The organism is Knoellia sp. S7-12 (assembly GCF_040518285.1).
GTDB lineage: Bacteria > Actinomycetota > Actinomycetes > Actinomycetales > Dermatophilaceae > Knoellia.
Genome location: NZ_CP155449.1, coordinates 1,313,317 through 1,335,035, shown reverse-complemented (window position 1 = coordinate 1,335,035; position 21,719 = coordinate 1,313,317). Strand labels below are relative to the sequence as shown.

Below are 21,719 nucleotides of genomic sequence, written 5' to 3'. Positions count from 1 at the left end.
AGCACAACCCCGAAGCACCTGTGGATGACGCACGGAGCCTCCCGCGTGGAGACTGCACTCTGTTGACATGGAGAAGGGACCGCGCCGAAGGCTGCCTCGGGCTGAGCGAGCTCGCCGAGCTGTCGAGGTGGCCGCCCTTCACGGGGGCGTGGCCCACCGGGCCGACCTCCGCAGAGCCGGTGTCACCAGGGCAGATATTCGCAGTGAGGTTCTCGCCGGGCGCTGGTCCATCGCTGGGCTGCACACCGTCGTCATCGGAGCATCCGAGATGGACGGTGTGGCACGGCTGTGGCAAGCGGTGTGGGAGAGCGGCTCCGGAGCCGTACTCGACGGAGTGAGCGCGCTGGTCGCAAGTGGCCTGTCTGGATTCACCCTCGAGAAGATCGATGTGGCGATCCCGGGGAACCATCGCGCCAGGCGCCTCGAGGGGGTTCACGTTCACCGGCGACGGACTTTGGGCCCCATCCGCGGTGCCGGACTTCCTCGGACCACCACCGAGCGAGCCACCATCCGTGCGGCACAGTGGGCACGAACCGATCGCACGGCCGTCCTCATCATCTGTCTCGTCGTGCAGCAGCGATTCGTCCGTCCGGAGCAACTGCTCTCAGCGTGGCTCGCGACCCGCGGGGGTCCCAGGCACCAACTGCTCGACGCGGCAGTGCGAGACGTGTGCGACGGCGCGCACTCTCTGGGCGAGTTCGACTTCTCCGCTCTGTGCCGAGCTCGCGGGCTACCCGCCCCCACCCGCCAGAAGGTGTGCAGGGGACGAGCAGGTCGGATCTACCTCGATGTTCTGTGGGAGGACATCGGCCTTGTCGTCGAGATCGACGGTGGCCACCATGCCTTGGCTCTCGCGCCCGTGGACGACGCGCTGCGACAGAACGAGGTCACGCTCTCGGACAAGGTCGTATTGCGAGTCCCTGTCCTGGGGTTGCGGCTCACACCTGATGCGTTCATGGACCAGGTCGCGAGAGGCCATGCCCTGCTCACTGAGCGGGCCGCCTGATGCCCCCGCCGGCGTGTGCTGCCGGGCGCGCGCCATATCGCGCGCCCTGCAGGACGCCAGCAGGCTGAGAGGGTCAGGGGAGGTTGGCGAAGGCCTTGTCGAGGTCGGCGATGACGTCGTCGACGCATTCGAGCCCGACAGAGAGGCGGAGCAGGTCGGCATCAGGTCGGGCGTCTGCGGACACGATGCGGTGGGTGAGGCTCGCCGGATGCTGGATCAGGCTGTCGACACCGCCGAGCGACACCGCATGGGTCACGAGCTCGAGGCCCCCGAGCAGAGCCGAGGCCGCGGCATACCCACCCGCAAGGCGGAAGGCGACCAGCGCCCCGGGTCCCGACAGCTGGGTGCCCACGAGCCCGAGTGGGTCACCACCGGGCAATCCCGGATAGAGCACGCGTGACACCTCGACCCGCTCGGCCAGCCAGGCTGCCACCACCGCGGCCGACGCCTGCTGCGCTCGCACCCGAACGTGGATGGTCTGCAGACCGCGATGCAGTTCATAGGCAGCGAGGGGATGCAGCACCGCACCCGTGATGGCCCGGACCTGGCGCAGCCTCGCCGTCCACTCGTGGTTGGCCGCCACCACGCCACCCATCACGTCGCCGTGCCCACCCATGAACTTGGTGGCCGAGTGGAGGACCAGAGTCGCGCCGTGGCGCATCGGCTGCTGGAGCACCGGCGTCGCAAAGGTGTTGTCGACGGCCACTGGCACATCACCCGCCTGCGCCACGACGGCCGCGATGTCGACGAGCTCGAGGGATGGGTTTGCGGGTGTCTCGAGAATCACCAGACCCGTGTCGTGCCGGATGGCGCTGCCGACCGTCTCGGGCGTGGCCCAGGAGACCGTCGTCCCGAGCAGCCCCGACGCGAGCAGGTGGTCGGAGCCGCCATACAGCGGTCGCACCGCGACGATGTGGGGCGTGCCGGCAGCCACGGCTGCGAGCAGGGTGGCGGTGAGCGCAGCCATCCCGGTGGCGAACGCGACCGAAGCGTCGGCTCCTTCGAGCGCGGCGACAGCCCGCTCGAAGCGATCCACGCCGGGGTTCCAGAGGCGCTGGTAGACGAGTGTGGCCTGACCATCCGGCCGCTCCCCAGCAGCAAGCACGTCGTATGCCGTGCCGCCGTCTTCGATCGTCGGCATCGGATATGTCGTGGCCAGGTCGATCATCGGGACATGCAGCCCGAGCGCGGTGAGATCCTCACGGCCGGCATGGACCGCTGTCGTCGCCAGATCGGGACACTGCATCATGGAATCAGCTCTCATGACGACCATTCTCCGAAGAATCCGCGGCACCGGTAAACAGTCCCGTGGAAACATGCAACAGATCACGACGTGGTGCTGTGATCCGCGGGTACGCCGCAGTAGCGTGGCTGCGTGCCGAAGAATCCGCATCCCCTCACCCCCGGCCCGGCGCCGACCGCCCCTCCCCTGCTCGATGAGATCGACCGGTCACTCGTCGTGGCCCTCGTCGCGGACGGACGCATCTCCAACGCTGCTCTCGCCCGCGAGGTCGGCATCGCGGAGTCGACCTGTGTCGGGCGGGTGCGGGCACTGCGCGAGCGCGGCGTCATCACCGGCGTCCACGCCGCCCTCGACCCCACCAAGATGGGGCGTCCCCTTCAAGCCGTGATCGCGATCGGACTCTCGGGCCACGACCGGGCTCAGGTCGAGGCGTTCGGCGATGAGATGGCGGCGCTCCCCGGCGTGCTGTCGGCGTTCAACATCAGTGGAGCCGACGACTTCCTCGTCCACGTCAGCGCCGAGTCCCCCGACCAGTTGCGCGACTTCGTCCTCGACAACGTCTCGAGCCGACCAGGCGTCTCTCACGTCCAGACCTCGCTGATCTTCCGCGCCCACACCGGTCGGCAGAGCCTGTGATCCGCCGAGCCGCCCCGACTGACGTGAGCGACCTCGTCCAGTTGCGGGTCCTCATGTTCGAGGCCATGGGAAAGGCAACGGCCGACCTCGCCGCACCCGAGTGGCTCGCCGCCACCCGCGACTGGTTCGACAGCGTCCTCACTCGCGACGACGCCCGCATCCTCGTCGCCCAGGTCGGCGGTCGGGTGGTGTCGTGCGGCGTCGCCGAGGTCAAGCGCATCGGACCGAGCCCGGGTTGCCCCAACGGCCTCACCGGAGTCATCAACAACATCGCCACGGTCACAGAGGTGCGCGGGCAAGGCTGGGGCCGGCGCATCACCGAGGCCCTGGTCGACTGGTTCGACGCGGAGACCGACGTCAGGCGCATCGACCTGTTCGCCACCGCTGACGGCGCCCGCATCTATCGGGACCTCGGCTTCAGCGAGGTCACCTTCCCGGCCATGCAGCGACGGTCACCACCGCGCGAGAGATGAGCCGACGGCATACCCCACGCATGCCGCGAAGCGGCCTCCCACCAGGGAGACCGCTTCGTAGTGGGCAACGGAAGGCTCAGGCCTTGTCGTCGTCCTCGTCCTCGAGCCTGATCGAGCTGTTCTGCTGGACCTGCTTGAGGAACTCGTAGTTCGTCTTGCTCTTGCGGAGCCGGTCGAGCAGGAGCTCGATGGCCTGCTGGCTGTCGAGCGCCGCAAGGACACGACGCAGCTTCCACATGATCTTGAGCTCCTCCGGCGCGAGCAGGATCTCTTCGCGGCGCGTGCCAGAGTTGTTGATGTCGACCGCCGGGAAGATGCGTCGGTTGGACAGGCCACGGTCGAGCTTGAGCTCCATGTTGCCGGTGCCCTTGAACTCCTCGAAGATCACCTCGTCCATGCGCGAGCCAGTCTCGACCAATGCCGTCGCGAGGATGGTGAGCGAGCCACCGTCCTCGATGTTGCGCGCCGCACCGAAGAACTTCTTTGGCGGGTAGAGCGCAGCGGAGTCGACACCACCGGAGAGGATGCGACCGCTCGCCGGGGCAGCGAGGTTGTAGGCCCGTCCCAGCTTGGTGATCGAGTCGAGGAGCACGACGACGTCATGACCCATCTCGACGAGGCGCTTGGCGCGCTCAATGGCCAGCTCGGCGACCGTGGTGTGGTCCTCGGCGGGACGGTCGAAGGTGGAGGCAATGACCTCACCCTTGACCGCACGCTGCATGTCGGTGACTTCCTCAGGGCGCTCATCGACGAGGACGACCATGAGGTGAACCTCAGGGTTGTTCGTCGTGATCGCGTTGGCAATCGCCTGCATGACCATGGTCTTGCCGGCCTTGGCCGGAGCAACGATGAGGCCACGCTGGCCCTTGCCGATGGGGGCAACGAGGTCGATGATCCGCGTCGTGAGGATGCCCGGATCGGTCTCGAGGCGCAGGCGGTCCTGCGGGTAGAGCGGGGTCAGCTTGCCGAACTCGACACGAGCCCGAGCGTCGTCGGGGTTCTGGCCGTTGACTGTGTCGAGACGCGCGAGCGGCGTGTACTTCGCCCTGTTGTTGCGGGTGCCGACGGTCTGCTGCTGCGGCTCCTCGCCGTCGTGGGGTGCCTTCGTCGCGCCGACGACGGCGTCGCCCTTGCGCAGGTTGTGGCGCTTGACCATCCCGAGCGGAACGTAGACGTCGTTGTCGCCAGGGAGGTAGCCCGAGGTCCGGACGAACGCGTAGTTGTCGAGGATGTCGAGGATGCCGGCGACGGGGACCAACACGTCGTCGTCGCCGATCTGCTGCTCGTTCTCGGCCTGCGTCTCGCCACCCTGCGTGGGGGTACGACGCTTGTCGCGGTCACGGCTGCGGTTGCGGTTGCGGCGACGACGACCACTGCGGCCGCCCTCGTCGTCATCACTGTTCTGGTCCTGGTCCTGGGCGGCTTGAGTCTGGCCCTGCTGCCTGTTGCCCTGGCCCTGGTTGCGGTCGGAGCGCTCGTTGTTGCGCTCGCCGGCCTGATCCTGGTTGCGGTCGGAGCGCTCGTTGTTGCGCTCGCGCTGCTCCCGGTTGGAACCGCGCTGCTCGCGTGCCTCGCGGCCTTGGCCGTTGCGGGCCTCAACAGGGGCCTCGTGGCCCTCCGCGCGGTCCGTGCGCTCCGGACGCTCGGCGCGGTCCGGACGCTCGGCGCGGTCGGCGCGCTCCTCGCGGTCGGCGCGCTCCTCGCGGTCGGCGCGCTCCTCGCGAGGCGTGGACGACTCGGCCGCCACCTCCGGGGCCTCTGAAGTCAGGGCTTCTGACGTCGCGGCCTCTGACTTCGGGGCCCCCTGGCCCGACGAGGAGGCACGACGCGAACGCCTCTGCGAGGGGGCGGAGGACGGAGCAGAGGACGCGGCAGAGGACGCGGCGTCGGACGTCGCGGCGGGACCGCTGTCGCCGTTCTGCCGAGACTTGATGGCGGCGACGAGGTCGCCCTTGCGCATCTTGGCGGTGCCGGAGATGCCCATGCTCGAGGCAAGACCCTGGAGTTCGGCGAGGCGCATGGCCGTCAGTGAGCCCGATCGGCGCGGGCTCTGCCCGGATGCCGCAGATGCCTCAAGGGTGGTGGTGTCTGTCACGAAGGATCCTTCCCCTCGTCAGGGGGCCCCAAGCCCGCACTGGGCGGGGCCGAAAGTGGGTGCCAGAAATCTGGCGGATTGATCCACGGGGCCTGCCGATTTCCGGCGCGTGACTCAGCACGACCAGCCCAACAGTGGAGGGTGCGTATCGCGGCAGGCATCGGGTGAGCAGAACGCTTCCCCGGCATCGACTGCGAGCGCACCTTCACACTAACACCTGGAACCACGCCACAGCCCCGGGACTCGCGTTTCGGACGCTCAGCTCTCGATGACCTCTGCACCTCGGTCAGGTATGCCGGGGAGCAGCACACGCCACCCCTCACCTCCCGCTTCACTCACGGCTGTCGCCGTGGCTGACGTGGCGAGCACGAGGACCGACGGGCCGGCACCGGAGATCACTGCGGCATGTCCGGAGGCTCGCAGGAGGTCGACGAGGGCCATGGAGGCCGGATAGGACGGTCGACGTGGCTCCTGGTGCAACCACTCTCGGGTCGCATCGAGGAGGTGCTCAGGGGCATTGGTGATGGCGTGGATCAGCAACGCTGCCCGAGCGGAGTTCGCCGCGGCATCAGCGAGTCGAACCTGCGCCGGCAGCACCGCCCGAGCCGTGGCGGTGGACAGCTGTGCCTCTGGCGTGAAGACGACCGGGACGACGGCGGGGTGCGCGGCGAGCCGAAGCGTCGTCGTCCCCCGCTCTGGATCGTCGGACCACGACAGGGTCACCCCACCAAAGACGCTCGCGGAAGAGTTGTCCGGGTGCCCCTCCAGGCGCGCGGCGAGGTCGTTGACCTCACTGAGGTCGGCTTCCCCGAAGGACCGACCGTCACGTTCCGCGCGAAGGGCGTGCGCGAGAACGATGCCGGTGACGATGGCGGTCGCCGACGAACCCATGCCCCGACCGTGGGGCACAGCGTTGTCGCACTCGAGTCGCAGGCCCATGGGCGCCTTCTCACCGAAGGAGTCAAAAGCGTGGGCAAGACTGCGGAAGACCAAGTGGGAGGCATCCGTCGGGACGGCGCCAGCGCCCTCTCCTGCGACCGTGATCTCAAGACCGGAGTGATCGAGAACGGTTGCGCGACAGCGGTCCCAGACACCGAGCGCGACGCCGACCGAGTCAAATCCCGGCCCGAGGTTGGCGCTGCTGGCGGGCACACGCACGGCCGTTGAGAGGCCCGGCTGCCACTTCGCCATGATCAGCTCTCGAAGCCGAGGACCTCGGCGACAGCCTGCGCCTCCGCGTGGACCTTGACCGGCTCGATGTCGGAACCGTCGGCGGTGCGCAGCGCCCACTGCGGGTCCTTGAGGCCGTGGCCCGTCACGGTGCAGACGATCGTCGCATCGGGTGGGATCTGGCCGCGCTCGCTGGCCTGAACCAGACCGGCGATGCTCGCGGCCGAGCCGGGCTCGACGAAGATGCCTTCGGTCGAGGACAGGAGGCGGTGCGCGGCGAGGATCTGCTCGTCGGTGACGGACTCGATGCGACCGCCGGACTGATCGCGGGCCTCTTCGGCCTGACGCCATGAGGCAGGGTTGCCGATCCGGATGGCGGTGGCGATCGTCTCTGGGTCCTCAACGGGATGGCCAAGGACGATGGGCGCGGCACCGGCGGCCTGGAATCCCCACATCTGCGGGGTGCGGCTCGCGACGGCCGGCAGACCCTCGAACTCCGAGGCGTACTCGGTATAACCGCGCCAGTAGGCCGTGATGTTGCCGGCGTTGCCGACCGGGAGGATGTGGATGTCGGGGGCGTCACCCAAGGCATCGACGATCTCAAAGGCAGCGGTCTTCTGCCCCTCGATCCGCGCCGGGTTGACCGAGTTGACGAGCTCCACCGGGTGCACCTCGGCCAACTTGCGTGCCACGGTGAGGCAGTTGTCGAAGTTGCCGTCGACCTGGATGAGGGTGGCGCCGTGGGCAATGGCCTGGCTCAGCTTGCCCATCGCGATCTTTCCCTCGGGGACGAGGACGGCGCAGGTCATGCCTGCCTTCGTCGCGTAGGCCGCAGCCGAGGCGCTCGTGTTGCCCGTGCTCGCGCAGATGACTGCCTTGGCGCCCCGGCCCTTGGCATACGAGATCGCAGTCGTCATCCCACGGTCCTTGAACGACCCGGTCGGATTGAGGCCTTCGTACTTGACGAGGACGTTGGCTCCGACGAGCTCGGACAGGTGCTCGGCCTGGATGAGCGGGGTTCCACCCTCGTGGAGGGTCACGACAGGTGAGCCGGCCAGCATCGGCAGGCGGTCGGCATACTCACGGATGACTCCGCGCCATTGGTGTGCCACGTCAGGCCCCTTCCACTCGCATCCAGGAGACAACGGCGTCGACAGTGTCGAGGCCGGTCAGTGCTTCAACCGTCGCGGCCAACGCCGAGTCGGGCGCACAGTGAGTGACGATGACGAGCGAGGCTCGCGACTCCTCACCCTCACCCAGGACCCGCTGTCGGACGGTCTCGATCGACACGCCGTGCTCGGCGAATGCCGACGCCACCTGGGCGAGGACACCCGGACGATCGGCCACGGCAAGGCTGATGTGATATCTCGTGGTCGCCTGACCCATGTCGACGACGGGCAGGTCGGCATAGGCGGACTCGGTCGGGCCGTGTCCTCCTGCCAGGCGGTGTCGGGCTACTGCCACGACATCACCAAGGACCGCCGAGGACGTCGGATCACCACCAGCCCCCTTGCCATAGAACATGAGCTCGCCAGCGGCCGAAGCCTCGACGAACACCGCGTTGTAGGCGTCCCGCACGGAGGCCAACGGATGGCTCCGCGCGATCATCGCCGGGTACACCCGCACACTCACCCCGCTCGGAGCGCCGGACTCGTCACGGACGAGCTCGCAGATCGCGAGCAGCTTGACGACGGCGTCCATGTCACGGGCGGCCTGGATGTCGGCGGCGGTCACCTCGGTGATGCCCTCGCGGTGCACGTCATCGATCGAAACTCTGGTGTGGAAGGCCAAGGACGCGAGAATCGCTGCCTTGGCGGCCGCGTCGAAGCCCTCGACGTCGGCCGTGGGGTCGGCCTCGGCATAGCCCAGGGCCTGCGCCTGCTCGACGGTCTCAGCGAAGCCGGCGCCGGTCGTGTCCATCTTGTCGAGGACGAAGTTGGTCGTGCCGTTGACGATGCCGAGAACGCGCTGGACGTCATCCCCGACGAGGGATTCACGCATCGGGCGGACGATCGGGATGGCACCGGCGACAGCCGCCTCGTAGTAGAGGTCGACGCCGTGCTCTCCTGCAGCGGCATACAACGTCGGCCCGTCCTCTGCGAGGAGAGCCTTGTTGGCACTCACCACGGAGGCGCCGTGCTTCATGGCCGTCAGGATCAGTTCGCGCGCCGGGTCGATGCCACCGATGACCTCGATGACGATGTCGGCGCTGCGCACCAAGGTGTCTGCATCCGCCGTGAAGAGCGATGGGTCGACGGGCACATCGGGGCGGGCCCGGTCCGGCCGACGAACAGCGATGCCGATGAGATCGAGTCGGGCACCGACGCGTGCCGCCAGGTCGTCGGCGTTCTCGACGAGCATCCGCGCGACAGAGGACCCCACGACTCCGCATCCGAGCAGAGCGACCTTGAGGGTGGGCAGATCAGCGGCAGTGGTGGATGCCATTTCGGCGGGGATCTCCTCGGTCACGGGCTCGCCGTCACGGCGCGACATCAACTGCTGCCAACGTCGAGTGCAAGCAGGTCGTCGATGGTCTCACGGCGCACGATGACCCGTGCCTCGCCGTCTCGGACCGCGAGCACCGGCGGGCGCGGGGTGTGGTTGTACTGGCTCGACAGGGCGCGGCAGTAGGCACCGGTGCCCGGCACGGCGATGAGATCGCCCGGCTGGGTGTCTGCGGGCAGCCACTCGTCCTGGACGACGATGTCGCCGCTCTCGCAGTGCTTGCCCACGACCCGGGCCAACATCGGCTCGGCGTCGGAGCTCCGGTTCGCCAGGGTGCACGAGTAGTCGGCCTCGTAGAGCGCGGGCCGCACGTTGTCGCTCATGCCCCCGTCGACCGAGACGTAGACCCGTGTGTGGTGGTCACCGAGCTCGACCGGCTTGACCGTGCCGACCTCATAGAGGGTGAAGGTTGACGGGCCGACGATGGCGCGACCTGGCTCGATCGAGACACGTGGAACAGGCACAGAACCTGAGGCCGCGTTTGCGCTGATGGCCCTGAACTCGCGCCCGACGATGTCGGCGAGCTGAGCACCCAGTTCAGCCGGCTCGAGCGGCGTGTGCTGCGACGTGTAGGCCATGCCGAAGCCACCACCGAGGTCGATCTCAGGGCTGTGGTGCCCGAGCTCGTTCGCGATCTGCGCGTGCAGGCCGATGAGCCGTCGGGCGCTCATCTCGAAGCCGCCGGTGTCGAAGATCTGGCTACCGATGTGTGAGTGCAGGCCGCGCAGGTCGAGGGTGTCGTGGGCGAGGACTGCCTTGGCCGCGTCGAACGCCTGACCCTCGGAGAGGCTGAACCCGAACTTCTGGTCCTCGTGCCCCGTGGCAATGAACTCGTGGGTGTGGGCCTCGACCCCGACGGTCACGCGGATCATCACCGGCGCCACGACACCGAGGTCGGCCGCGATCTCCGCAACCCGCTCGATCTCGATGAACGAGTCCAGGACGATCCGTCCGACGCCGTAGTCGAGCGCGTCGCGGATCTCGGCAAGCGACTTGTTGTTGCCGTGGAAGCCGATCCGCTCTGCCGGGAAGCCCGCCCGGCGCGCCACCGCAAGCTCGCCGCCGCTGCAGACATCAAGCGAAAGCCCTTCTTCCGCAACCCATTTCGCGACCGAGGTGCAGAGGAAGGCCTTGCCGGCATAATAGATGTCAGCACCACCGCACACGGCCTCGAACGGCGCCGCGAACCCGTCGCGGAAGCTTCGCGCCCGAGCGCGGAAGTCCCCTTCGTCGACGACGTATGCCGCCGTGCCGTGTTCGCGGGCGATGCTCACCACGTCGAGACCCGCGACCGTCAAGCGGCCCTCGGCATCCCGGCACACAGAATCCGGCCAGAGCTGCGGGAGCAGCGCATTGACGTCGGTCGGGAACGGCAGATAGAGCGGCGGCCCGCCATAGCCATCGGCGTGGAGAGCTCCGGCCTCGTGCGAACGCATCGGTCAGTTCCTCACATGCGCTCGGGCGCACTGACGCCGAGCAGGTCGAGTCCGTTGGCGAGCACCTGTCGGGTGGCGTCGTTGAGCCACAGTCGAGTGCGGTGGAGGTCGGTGACCTCTTCTTCGGCATTCATCGGCCGCACTCGGCAGGTGTCATACCACTTGTGATAGCGACCTGCGAGGTCCTCGAGGTAGCGCGCGACGCGGTGGGGTTCGCGCAGGTGTGCGGCCTGGGCGACGACCCGCGAGAAGTCGCTGAGGGTGGCGAGCAGGGTTGCCTCGGTGGGGTCCTCGAGCAACGACGGGTCGAATCCGTCGACGCGATGCACCCCGTCCTCCCCCGCCAACCGGGACACGTTGGCGGTGCGGGCGTGGGCGTATTGAACGTAGAAGACCGGGTTGTCGTTGGTCTGCTTGCGCAGTTCCTCGCCGTCGAGCGACAGCGGACTGTCTGCGGGGTAGCGAGCCAGGTTGTAGCGGACAGCGTCCTTGCCGATCCAGTCGAGCAGGTCATTGAGTTCGATGATGTTGCCGGCCCGCTTCGACAGCTTGGCGCCATTGAGGTTGACCAGCTGACCGATGCGCACGTCGATGTTGACGTCGGCGTCGTCACCGGCGCACGCGGCGATCGCCTTGAGTCGGCCGATGTAGCCGTGATGGTCGGCGCCAAGGAGATAGATCTTCTCGGTGAAGCCGCGGTCCTTCTTGCTCAGGTAGTAGGCAGCGTCGGCAGCGAAGTAGGTCGGCACGCCGTCAGCACGGATGAGGACCCGGTCCTTGTCGTCGGTGAAGTCGGTCGTGCGCAGCCAGACCGCACCGTCCCGGTCATCGACGTGGCCCTGCTCGCGCAGCCGCTCGACGGCCTTCTCGACGGCGCCACCGTCATGGAGTTCCTGCTCGGAGAACCAGACGTCGAAGAACACCCCGAAACGCTCGAGGGTCTGCTGGATCTCGGCGAGCTGTGCCCTGTAGGCGAGCGGCCTCGCGACGGCGATGGCCTCGTCCTCCGGCAGCTCGAGGACGTCGGGGCGCTGCTCGACGACGGCCTCGGCCAGGTCACCGATGTAGGCGCCGGGATAGCCACCCTCCGGCGTGGGCTCTCCCTTGGCACTGGCCAGGACGCTGAGCGCGAACTTGTCCATCTGGGCGCCGGCGTCGTTGATGTAGTACTCAGCCGTCACTTCCGCTCCGGACGCGGTCAGCAACCGCCGCATTGAGTCACCGAGCGCAGCCCAGCGGGTGTGACCGATGTGCAGTGGCCCCGTGGGGTTGGCAGAGATGAACTCGAGATTGATCGTGTGGCCGGCTTCGGAGTCGTTCTTTCCGTATGCCGTGCCGCTCTCGACGATGTTGCGCGCGAGTTCTCCAGCGCTCGCTGCGTCGAGGCTGATGTTGAGGAAGCCCGGACCGGCAACATCGACCTGCGAGATGCCTTCGATGGCGGTCAAACGGGCGGCGAGTCGGGTCGCAAGGTCTCGTGGCGGCATACCGGCCAACTTGGCAAGCTGCAGGGCGATGTTGGTGGACCAGTCTCCGTGGTCGCGATTCTTGGGTCGCTCCACGCGCACCTCATCGGGAACGGCTGCGGTGAAGTCACCGGCTGCAGTGGCCTCGTGCAGGGCAGCCCGGATCGCGGACGAGAGTTCTTCGGGAGTCACCCCCGAAGTCTATTGGCCCGGAATCTCCGGCCGTCCGTGGGCCGCGAGGCGTGAGATGACATCGACGAGCGCCGCCGGGTCGAAGGGTTTGCCGATGAAGGCGTCGAACCCGGCGAGCGCCGCTGCGCTGCGGTCGTGCTCCGTCGTCGAGGCAGTGACCAGAACTGTGGGGACCCCGGCGAGGCGTGGGTGCGCGCGAATTGCGGCGATGGCCCACCATCCGTCACGGCGGGGTGTCTGGGCATCGAGCACGATGACGTCGGGCACTCGAGCCGACGGATCGATGAGGTGACTCATCGCCTCGTGCCCGTCCACGGCCTCAAGAACATCGAAACCTTCGAGCTCGAGGTTGATCCGGATGATCATCCGGATGGAGTCGATGTCGTCGCACACCAGGACCAGCGGTCGGGGCGTGACTGCCACGACTGCCGCACCGGATTCCATGGTCAGAACTCTAGGCTGCTACCCTCCGTGGGCATCCCAAAACGGCGCGAATCGCCAGCATTCGGACCGTTTGAGCCCCCGTAGCTCAGGGGATAGAGCGCCGCCCTCCGGAGGCGGAAGCGCAGGTTCGAATCCTGCCGGGGGCACCATCACGACGAAAGACTTGAACTTCGCGAAGCGTTGTTCAAGTCTTTCGTCGTTTGGCGCCCACGGCAGAAGCAACAGGCGCTCGAACGAAGTGAGAGCGCCGACGGGGGCACCCCTCGTTTGGTGCCCCCGGCAGAAGCAACAGGCGCTCGAACGAAGTGAGAGCGCCGGCGGGGGCATCACAGAGCAGCCCGGACGCAGTCGAGGGCAGGTTCAGGACCGAAGGTCCGTGCTGTGCTGGACCACACCGGGTCCGGGCCGGAGGTCCGTGCAGTGCTGAACCACACGGGCCGAGCCCTGACCTCGACTCAGCCGCGCTGGCGGGGCCCACGACTGCCGTGGGACGAGTCGGTGACCTCTCCGACCAGTTCCTCGATCACGTCCTCCAGGAAGACGACCCCGATGACCCCGCCGTCGTCGGCGATGACTCGCGCCAGGTGTGACCCCGTCCGCTGCATCGTGGCGAGCACCGACTCGACTTCGTCGCCCGGGCGCACATTTGCCATCTTGCGGATGCGCTTCGAGGGCACCGGTTGGTGCCGCTCCTCCTCGTCGGCGAACAGGACGTCCTTGAGGTGGAGGTAGCCCGAGAGCGTTCCTCCCGCGTCCACGACGGGGAACCGCGAGAAGCCGTGACGCGCCACGAGACGCTCGATGCCGTCGGGGGTGGCATCAATGCCCACCGTCACGAGCTTGTCGAGCGGGACACCGACATCCCGGGCGTCCTTGTCACTGAATTCGAGGGCGGCGCCGAGGAGGCCGTACTGATCTGCCTCAACGAGCCCTTCCTTGTGTGACTCGGAGAGGATTTGGGCGACCTCCTCCGCGGTGAACGCCGACGCAAGCTCGTCCTTCGGGTCGACGCCCAGCGCGCGCACGAGCACTTTGGAGAACCAGTCCATGACGCTGATGATCGGCTTGACGACCTTGGACACCATGACCAGGGCCGGCACGAGGGCGATGGCTGCCCGCTCGGGCGTCGCGATCGAGAGGTTCTTGGGGATCATCTCGCCCACGACGACGTGGAGGAACACGACGATCAGCAGAGCCAGCACGAGCGCCAGGATGTCGGCAACAGCCGCGGGGGCGCCGAGCGCTTCGACCGGGCCGACCAGGGCGTGGTGGAGCGCCGACTCCGAGACAGCACCCAGGAGCACGGAGCAGACCGTGATCCCGAGTTGCGCCGTCGCGAGCAGGATCCCGGTGCGGGACATGGCATCAAGCGCGGTACGGGCGCGACGGCTGCCCTCCTCTGCGAGAGGTTCGAGCTGACTGCGCCGGGCCGACATCGCGGCGAACTCGGCGCCGACGAAGAATGCGTTGGCGAGCAGCAGGACGATGGTGATGAGGATGGTTCCAAGGCTCATGCTGGCGCCCCCTCTTCCTCGTCAGGCGAGTACGTCGGGGCATCGCCCTCAACGGGGACGGAGGTGAAGCGCAGGCGATCGACCCGACGCGACTCCATGTCGACAACCGTGATGCGCCACCCCGGGAGCTCGACCACGTCCCCGACCTCGGGCACGCGCCCGAGCTCGGACATGAGGAAGCCAGCGACGGTCTCGTATGCCGGTCCCTCGGGGATCTCGATTCCCGTGCGTCGCTTGACCTCGTCGGGTCGCCACAGTCCCGGAACGGTCCAGGAACCGTCGGTCATCTGCCGGCCAGTGGTCTGGCTGCGGTCGTGTTCGTCGGACACCTCTCCGACGATCTCCTCGACAAGGTCCTCGAGAGTGACGACACCAGAGGTGCCGCCGTACTCGTCCACGACGATCGCGAACTGCTGACCGCTGTCGCGCAGATGGATCAGAAGTGGATCGAGGCGAATGCTCTCTGGAACGACCAGCGGCGGTGTCATGAGCGCAGACACTGGGACGTCGTCACGGCGTTCGTGAGGAACCGCGATGGCCTTCTTGACATGGACCACTCCGTCGACGTCGTCCCAGTCGTCGTCGATGACCGGGAAGCGCGAGTGGCCGGTCTGCCTCGCGAGCTCCACGCATTCGCGCGCCGAGGCGGAGCGGTCGATGGCGGTGGCCCGTGAGCGCGGCGTCATGACGTCGGCAGCGGTCTGGACACCGAACGTGAGTGAGGCGGTGACCAGGCGCGCTGTCCCGAGGTCGAGAGTTCCGGCCTCGGCGGAGGTCCGCACGAGCGACGCAAGCTCCGCGGGACTACGGGCGGCGGACAGCTCCTCCTGCGGCTCGACACCCATGGCGCGCAGGGCAGAGTTTGCCGTGCCGTTGAGGACGTGGATGAACGGCTTGAACGCGAGCGCGAACCACCGGACCGGTCCCGCGACCCATTTGGCCGTGGCCAGGGGTGTCGAGATCGCGAGGGTCTTGGGCACCATCTCCCCGATGATCATCGAGAAGATCGTGGCCAGGAACAGGGCGAGGACCGAGGACACGCGCTCAGCGAGGGCCTCGTCCAGTCCGAGCGACTGGAGCGGGCCGAGGAGCAACTTGCCGATCGAGGGATTGGCCAGGAAGCCGAGCACCAGCGTCGTCAGGGTGATCCCGACCTGTGATGCGGAGAGCTGGGTCGACAGGGCCCGCAGGGACGTGAGCACGGAGCGCGCGCGCACGTCGCCGCGCTCGATAGCCTTCTCGACACTGGGCCGGTCGAGTGCGACCAGCGCGAACTCGGCAGCAACGAACAGGGCGGTCCCCAGCGTCAGCGCAATGCCGGCGAGGACGAGTAACCACTCGGTCATAGTGCTCCCATCCTAGGGATGACCACGCGCCGTCCGGGACGCGGCACCTTGGCGACCCGAGAATGTCATTGCGACAACGTCATCCTCGGGGTGGACCTCGACTCCACCGCACGGTTGACCCTCACGCGGCGTGAGCCTGCCAGACTTGGCGCATGGCCAGACTTCAGCACCAGGGGGGCGGCGCTCGATGACCGCCGCGACGACGACCACCGGGGCACGCATCGAAGTGCGTGACCTCACCAAGACCTTCGGGTCCTTCACCGCCGTTGACCAGTTGAGCTTTCAGGTCGAACCCGGCCGGATCACCGGCTTCCTCGGCCCCAACGGCGCCGGCAAGACGACCAGCCTGCGGATGCTCCTCGGGCTCATCCACCCGACCTCGGGCACGGCGACGATCGACGGTCAGAAGTACCACGACCTCGATCAGCCGCAGTCCATCGTCGGCTCGGCCCTCGAGGCCACCAACTTCCACCCGGGTCGCACCGGTCGCGACCACCTGCGGGTCCTCGCCGCCGCAGGCGGCCTGCCCGACAGCCGCGTCGACGAGCTCCTCGAGCTGACCGGCATACCTGCTGCTTCGCGCAAGCGCGCTGGTGAGTACTCGATGGGGATGCGCCAGCGCCTCGGTCTCGCCGCTGCCCTGCTGGGAGACCCCCGGGTCCTCATCCTCGACGAGCCCTCCAACGGTCTCGACCCCGAGGGCATCCGCTGGTTGCGGGGTTTCCTGCGCCATCTCAGCAGTGAGGGCAAGACGATCCTCGTCTCGAGCCACCTCCTCCAGGAGGTCGAGGCCACGGTCGACGACGTCGTCATCATCGCCAATGGACGCATGGTCCGCTCCGGCGCCATGTCCGAGCTGCGCGGCGCTCCATCCACGATCGTGCGCACGTCGGATCCCGAGCAGCTCGCCGGCGCGTTGCGGGTGGCCGATGTCCTGTCCTCCCCCGGCACCGACGGCGAGCTCATCGTCGAGACCACCGACAAGCGTCTCGTCGGTGACGTGGCTCTGCGTGCGGGGCTTCCCATCTGGGAGCTGCGTGACCGCAAGGCCGATCTCGAGGCGCTCTTCTTCGAGCTCACCGAGGGCACCAACCGCAACCTCGGGGGTGGCATCGCTGCCCCGAGCGAGTCCGATGCCGTCGCCGGCCAGGAAGGGGTGAACGCATGATGGGCGCCGTCATCAAGTCCGAGTTCCTCAAGTTCTTCACCACCCGCCTGTGGTGGGGCCTGGCGATCGCCATGTTCGTCGCGGCCGCCCTGTTCGCTGTGCTCTTTGGCTTCCTGCTCACCATTCCACCGACTCCGGAGTCGATCGCATCGGGCCAGCCCACGGGCAGCCCGCTTCAGATCGCCAACAGCGTCTACACCTCCGGTCTGACCATCGGCTACACACTCACCCTGGTCATCGGCATCATGCAGATCGGCTCGGAGTACCGCCACAAGACCGTGACAAGCACCTTCCTCAGCACGCCCCGACGCATCCGGGTCATGCTGGCGAAGGTCGTGGCGCTGCTCGGGATCGGCGCCGTCTACGGCCTGATCTCGCTCCTCGGTTCGGTCGTCGCAGGGGCCATCGTCCTGCAGTCACGCGGGTTTGATCCCTTCCCCAGCGCGGAGATCCTGCGAGCACTGGCCCTGAGTCTGCTCGTGCTCGGCCTCTGGGCTCTCATCGGCTTGGGGGTCGGCATCCTGATCCCCAACCAGGTCGCTGCCCTGCTGATCGCGGTCGGGACAGCGCAGATCATCGAGCCACTCGCTGGCTTCGCGCTGACGTTCTGGGACTTCGGTCAGGAGCACGTGGCCAAGTTCATGCCGAGCCAGGCAACGAGCGCGATGGTCAGCGGAGTCACGCAGGGCGGGGACAACGCGGTGCAGCCCCTCACCTGGTGGGCGGCCGCTCTGGTACTCGCTGCCTACGCCGCCGTCCTCAGCGCCATCGGCACCTGGCGCACCGTCCGTCAGGACATCTCCTAGAACCTCCCCGCCGTGGGTGCGGGCGCCGGAATTCAGGGGCCGGCGCCCCCCACGGTGGGGTCAGGAAAAAACGAGCTGGTATGCCGTGTGCGGGCCACACGGCATACCGGCTCGTTTTCGTGTCGTGACACGCTCGCTCAGGCGTGCTGGACCGACGCTGAGCGGCGGGGGTCGGAGCGATAGGCTGGCTGAACACGTGAACTCTGAATTCAACACGCAGAAAGAGGCGTAATCGCCGTGCCTGACCAGCCCGCATCGAACGACCCCCTGACAGCCTTCGGACCCAACGAGTGGCTGGTGGACGAGCTCTTCGAGCAGTACCAGAAGGACAAGAACTCGGTCGACAAGGCGTGGTGGGACTTCTTCGCTGACTACGACCCCACGAAGGCCCGCCCAGGATCTGGCAACGGCGTGACCACGAGGAGCACCGACGCGACGCCCGCAGCAACGCCCCCGGCTGCAGCACCCAAGACCGCGGCGCCCGCGCCGACAACCAAGGCGCCCGCGCCGACAACCAAGGCGCCCGCGCCGACAACCAAGGCTCCCGCTGCCCCTGCTGCCCCCAAGGCTGCGACTCCCGCGCCCAAGGCTGAGGCTGCCGCGCCCAAGGCTGCCGCCCCCACAACAAGCGCCGCCAAGACAAATGCGCCCAGGTCGGGCGAAGCCAACAGCGACACCAAGTCCGAGGCCCCCAAGCCTCGTGAGGCCGGCGCGACCAAGGGCGAAGGTGCCGTCAACGCACCCGAGACCTCGCCGATCCGTGGAGCCAGCGCCCGGGTCGTCACCAACATGGAGGCCTCGCTGACGGTCCCGACCGCGACGAGCGTGCGCGCCGTCCCGGCCAAGCTGCTCGTCGACAACCGGATCGTCATCAACAACCACCTCGCCCGCTCGCGCGGCGGCAAGGTCAGCTTCACCCACCTCATCGGCTTCGCCGTGGTCAAGGCGCTCGGCGCCATGCCCGCCATGAACGCGGGCTACGGCACCGACGAGAAGGGCAAGCCGGTCCTGGTGACGCCGGCCCACGTGAACTTCGGTCTGGCGATCGACCTCGAGAAGCCCGATGGCACGCGCCAGCTGCTCGTGCCCTCGATCAAGGCAGCCGAGACGATGGACTTCGCCCACTTCTGGACGGCCTACGAGGAGATGGTCAAGAAGGCCCGCGGCGCCAAGCTCACCGTCGAGGACTTCCAGGGCACGTCGATCTCGCTCACCAACCCGGGTGGCATCGGCACGGTCCACTCCGTCCCCCGCCTCATGTCCGGTCAGGGCGCGATCGTCGGCGTCGGTGCGATGGACTACCCCGCCGAGTGGCAGGGTGCGAGCGACGAGACGCTCAACCGCAACGCCGTCTCCAAGATCCTCACGCTGACGAGCACCTACGACCACCGGATCATCCAGGGCGCCCAGTCCGGTGAGTTCCTGCGTGTCATCCACCAGCTCCTCCTCGGCGAGAACGGCTTCTACGACGAGATCTTCGAGAGCCTGCGCATCCCCTACGAGCCGGTGCGTTGGGTCCAGGACATCTCGGCGTCCCACGACGACGACATCAACAAGGTTTCGCGCGTCCAGGAGCTCATCCATGCGTATCGCGTGCGCGGTCACCTCATGGCTGACACCGACCCGCTCGAATACAAGCAGCGTCGCCACCAGGACCTCGATGTCACGAGCCACGGCCTGACCCTGTGGGACCTCGACCGGTTCTTTGCCACGGGTGGCTTCGGTGGCCAGCCGTTCCTCAAGCTGCGCAAGATCCTCGGCATCCTGCGGGACAGCTACTGCCGCAGCATCGGCGTCGAGTACATGCACATCCAGGACCCCGAGCAGCGCGAGTGGATCCAGTCCAAGATCGAGGTCGGCTACGCGAAGACGACCCGCGAGGAGCAGCTGCAGATCCTGCGTCGGCTCAACGCCGCCGAGGCGTTCGAGACGTTCCTGCAGACCAAGTTCGTCGGCCAGAAGCGCTTCTCGCTCGAGGGCGGCGAGTCTGTCATCGCCCTCCTCGACCGAGTCCTGTCGCTCGCGGCGCAGGACGACCTCGACGAGGTCTGCATCGGCATGCCGCACCGCGGCCGCCTCAACGTGCTCGCCAACATCGCCGGCAAGTCCTACAGCCAGATCTTCCGCGAGTTCGAGGGCAAGCAGGACCCCAAGTCCGTGCAGGGCTCGGGTGACGTCAAGTACCACCTCGGCACCGAGGGCACCTTCACCGCCGAGAGTGGCGCGACGACCAAGGTCTACCTCGCCGCCAACCCGTCTCACCTCGAGGCCGTCAACCCGGTGCTCGAGGGCATCGTGCGCGCCAAGCAGGACCGCCTCAACCTCGCCGGTGAGGACTTCACCGTTCTGCCCGTCCTCCTGCACGGTGACGCGGCCTTCGCGGGTCAGGGAGTCGTCGCCGAGACGCTCAACCTGTCGCAGCTGCGCGGCTACCGCACCGGCGGCACGGTCCACGTCGTCATCAACAACCAGGTCGGTTTCACGACGTCACCGAGCTCCTCGCGGTCCTCCACCTATTCCACCGATGTAGCGCGGATGATCCAGGCGCCGATCTTCCACGTCAACGGTGACGACCCGGAGGCGTGCGTGCGCGTCGCCGAACTCGCCTACGAGTTCCGCAAGGAGTACGCCAAGGACGTCGTCATCGACATGGTCTGCTACCGCCGCCGCGGCCACAACGAGGGCGACGACCCGTCGATGACCCAGCCGCTGATGTATAGCCTCATCGAGGCCAAGCGCAGCGTCCGCAAGCTCTACACCGAGTCCCTCATCGGCCGCGGTGACATCACAGTCGAAGACGCCGAGGCCGCCCTGCGCGACTACCAGCAGCAGCTCGAGCGGGTCTTCGTCGAGACCAAGGAAGCTCTCAAGCAGAACGAAGCCGACGCCGCCAAGGCTGCCAAGGCCGCCGACGACAACTACACGGGCACCGACGTCGAGGGTCACACCGGCCTTGAGCCGCCCACGGCCCAGACGGCCGATGCCACGACCCGGTCCGCGACGGAGACGGCGATCTCGCCCGAGGAGCTCAAGGCGATCGGTGAGGTCTTCGCCAACCCGCCGCACGGCTTCACGGTCCACCCGAAGCTGCAGCAGATGCTCGACAAGCGCGTCGGCAGCATCAGTCAGGGTGGTATCGACTGGGCCACGGGCGAACTCCTCGCCTTCGGCTCACTTCTCAAGGACGGCACCCCTGTGCGCCTCGCGGGCCAGGACAGCCGTCGCGGCACCTTCGTGCAGCGCCACGCCGTCCTCATCGACAAGGAGACGGCGCTCGAGTGGACTCCGCTGCTCTACCTGGGCGAGGGCCAGGGCCGGTTCTGGATCTACGACTCCCTCCTCTCCGAGTTCGCAGCCCTGGGCTTCGAGTACGGCTACTCCGTCGAGCGGCCCGATGCTCTCGTCCTCTGGGAGGCCCAGTTCGGTGACTTCCTCAACGGCGCGCAGACGATCATCGACGAGTTCATCAGCAGCTCGGAGCAGAAGTGGGGCCAGCGTTCCTCCGTCGTGCTCCTGCTCCCCCACGGCTACGAAGGCCAGGGACCGGACCACTCCTCCGCACGGATCGAGCGGTTCCTGCAGATGTGCGCCGAGAACAACATGACGGTCGCCTACCCGACGACACCAGCGTCGTATTTCCACCTGCTGCGTCGTCAGGCCTACGCCCGTCCGCGTCGACCGCTCATCGTCTTCACCCCGAAGTCGATGCTCCGCCTCAAGGCAGCTTCGAGCATGCCCGAGGACTTCACGACCGGCACGTTCCGTCCGATCCTCCCGGACCGCGAGGGCGCGACGAGCGGCACCGTTGACCGGGTGCTCCTCGCGGCCGGCAAGGCCGTGCACGAGCTCGAGGCCGAGCGGGCCAAGCGAGGCGACACGAGCACCGCGATCCTGCACATGGAGCAGTACTACCCGCTGCCCGGCAAGGAGCTCGCCGACGAGTTGGCCAAGTACCCCGAGGCCGAGCTCGTCGTCGTTCAGGACGAGCCCAAGAACCAGGGCGCGTGGCCGTTCCTCGCTCTCAACCTGCCGGACGCTCTGGCCGAGCACGGCGTCCAACGCTCGCTGCGGGTCCTGTCACGCAAGGCGTCGGCCTCCCCTGCCACCGGGTCCAACAAAAAGCACCAGGAAGAGCAGGCCGACCTCGTGGCGCAGGCCTTCAACCGCTGACCGTCACACGCACAGCACGGCGCGGCCCGGTCCTCACGGATGGGGCCGC

Annotated in this window: 16 protein-coding genes and 1 tRNA gene; 7 read left to right on the top strand and 10 right to left on the bottom strand. The window is 67.7% G+C overall.

The features are described from left to right. The first annotated feature begins 67 nt into the window (after positions 1-67). Positions 68-1,006, top strand: a complete 939-nt coding sequence (locus V6K52_RS06460; protein ID WP_353953063.1) for a hypothetical protein — start codon at positions 68-70, stop codon at positions 1,004-1,006. A gap of 73 nt (positions 1,007-1,079) precedes the next feature. Here the strand turns inward: V6K52_RS06460 and V6K52_RS06455 are convergent, their stop codons facing one another. Further along, the gene (locus V6K52_RS06455; RefSeq protein ID WP_353953062.1) at positions 1,080-2,279 is read right to left on the bottom strand and encodes a PLP-dependent aspartate aminotransferase family protein; all 1,200 of its coding nucleotides are present in this window, start codon (positions 2,277-2,279) and stop codon (positions 1,080-1,082) included. Positions 2,280-2,381: 102 nt separating this feature from the next. On the opposite strand from V6K52_RS06455, the gene V6K52_RS06450 reads away from it, so the two are divergent. Next, positions 2,382-2,885 (top strand): Lrp/AsnC family transcriptional regulator, encoded by a 504-nt coding sequence (locus V6K52_RS06450; RefSeq protein WP_353953061.1) that lies wholly within the window; start codon positions 2,382-2,384, stop codon positions 2,883-2,885. 23 nt (positions 2,886-2,908) lie between these two features. Then, positions 2,909-3,358 carry a GNAT family N-acetyltransferase gene (locus V6K52_RS06445; RefSeq protein WP_353953060.1) on the top strand — a complete coding sequence of 150 codons (450 nt, stop codon included), beginning with the start codon at positions 2,909-2,911 and terminating at the stop codon, positions 3,356-3,358. Between the two features lie 76 nt (positions 3,359-3,434). Here the strand turns inward: V6K52_RS06445 and rho are convergent, their stop codons facing one another. The 7 genes from rho to V6K52_RS06410 form a co-directional block, all read right to left on the bottom strand. Next, positions 3,435-5,453, bottom strand: a complete 2,019-nt coding sequence (rho, locus tag V6K52_RS06440) for a transcription termination factor Rho (RefSeq protein WP_353953059.1) — start codon at positions 5,451-5,453, stop codon at positions 3,435-3,437. A gap of 258 nt (positions 5,454-5,711) precedes the next feature. Further along, positions 5,712-6,644: a homoserine kinase gene (thrB, locus tag V6K52_RS06435; protein WP_353953058.1), complete on the bottom strand. Its 933-nt coding sequence runs from the start codon at positions 6,642-6,644 to the stop codon at positions 5,712-5,714. A 2-nt stretch (positions 6,645-6,646) separates the two neighbouring features. Further along, on the bottom strand, positions 6,647-7,735 hold the full coding sequence (gene thrC, locus V6K52_RS06430; protein ID WP_353953057.1) for a threonine synthase: 1,089 nt from the start codon (positions 7,733-7,735) through the stop codon (positions 6,647-6,649). Position 7,736: 1 nt separating this feature from the next. Beyond that, on the bottom strand, positions 7,737-9,068 hold the full coding sequence (locus V6K52_RS06425; RefSeq protein ID WP_353953056.1) for a homoserine dehydrogenase: 1,332 nt from the start codon (positions 9,066-9,068) through the stop codon (positions 7,737-7,739). Between the two features lie 47 nt (positions 9,069-9,115). Then, complete coding sequence (gene lysA, locus V6K52_RS06420) at positions 9,116-10,564, bottom strand: diaminopimelate decarboxylase (RefSeq protein ID WP_353953055.1); 1,449 nt, start codon at positions 10,562-10,564, stop codon at positions 9,116-9,118. Between the two features lie 11 nt (positions 10,565-10,575). Further along, positions 10,576-12,222: an arginine--tRNA ligase gene (argS, locus tag V6K52_RS06415; RefSeq protein WP_353953054.1), complete on the bottom strand. Its 1,647-nt coding sequence runs from the start codon at positions 12,220-12,222 to the stop codon at positions 10,576-10,578. 9 nt (positions 12,223-12,231) lie between these two features. After that, on the bottom strand, positions 12,232-12,666 hold the full coding sequence (locus V6K52_RS06410) for a response regulator (RefSeq protein WP_353953053.1): 435 nt from the start codon (positions 12,664-12,666) through the stop codon (positions 12,232-12,234). Between the two features lie 74 nt (positions 12,667-12,740). On the opposite strand from V6K52_RS06410, the gene V6K52_RS06405 reads away from it, so the two are divergent. Continuing rightward, positions 12,741-12,815, top strand: a tRNA-Arg gene (locus V6K52_RS06405). Between the two features lie 306 nt (positions 12,816-13,121). On the opposite strand, the gene V6K52_RS06400 is transcribed toward V6K52_RS06405, so the two are convergent. After that, entirely contained in the window at positions 13,122-14,180 is a 1,059-nt protein-coding gene (locus V6K52_RS06400) for a hemolysin family protein (protein WP_353953052.1), read from the bottom strand. Beyond that, complete coding sequence (locus V6K52_RS06395) at positions 14,177-15,526, bottom strand: hemolysin family protein (RefSeq protein ID WP_353953051.1); 1,350 nt, start codon at positions 15,524-15,526, stop codon at positions 14,177-14,179. Before V6K52_RS06395 ends, V6K52_RS06400 begins: the two co-directional genes overlap by 4 nt. Before the next feature lie 187 nt (positions 15,527-15,713). On the opposite strand from V6K52_RS06395, the gene V6K52_RS06390 reads away from it, so the two are divergent. The 3 genes from V6K52_RS06390 to V6K52_RS06380 all read left to right on the top strand — a co-directional run bounded on the left by V6K52_RS06390 (position 15,714) and on the right by V6K52_RS06380 (position 21,670). Beyond that, on the top strand, positions 15,714-16,694 hold the full coding sequence (locus tag V6K52_RS06390; RefSeq protein ID WP_353953050.1) for an ABC transporter ATP-binding protein: 981 nt from the start codon (positions 15,714-15,716) through the stop codon (positions 16,692-16,694). Next, positions 16,691-17,500 (top strand): ABC transporter permease subunit, encoded by an 810-nt coding sequence (locus tag V6K52_RS06385; protein WP_353953049.1) that lies wholly within the window; start codon positions 16,691-16,693, stop codon positions 17,498-17,500. Before V6K52_RS06390 ends, V6K52_RS06385 begins: the two co-directional genes overlap by 4 nt. A gap of 237 nt (positions 17,501-17,737) precedes the next feature. Next, positions 17,738-21,670: a multifunctional oxoglutarate decarboxylase/oxoglutarate dehydrogenase thiamine pyrophosphate-binding subunit/dihydrolipoyllysine-residue succinyltransferase subunit gene (locus V6K52_RS06380; protein ID WP_353953048.1), complete on the top strand. Its 3,933-nt coding sequence runs from the start codon at positions 17,738-17,740 to the stop codon at positions 21,668-21,670. Positions 21,671-21,719 lie beyond the last annotated feature (49 nt).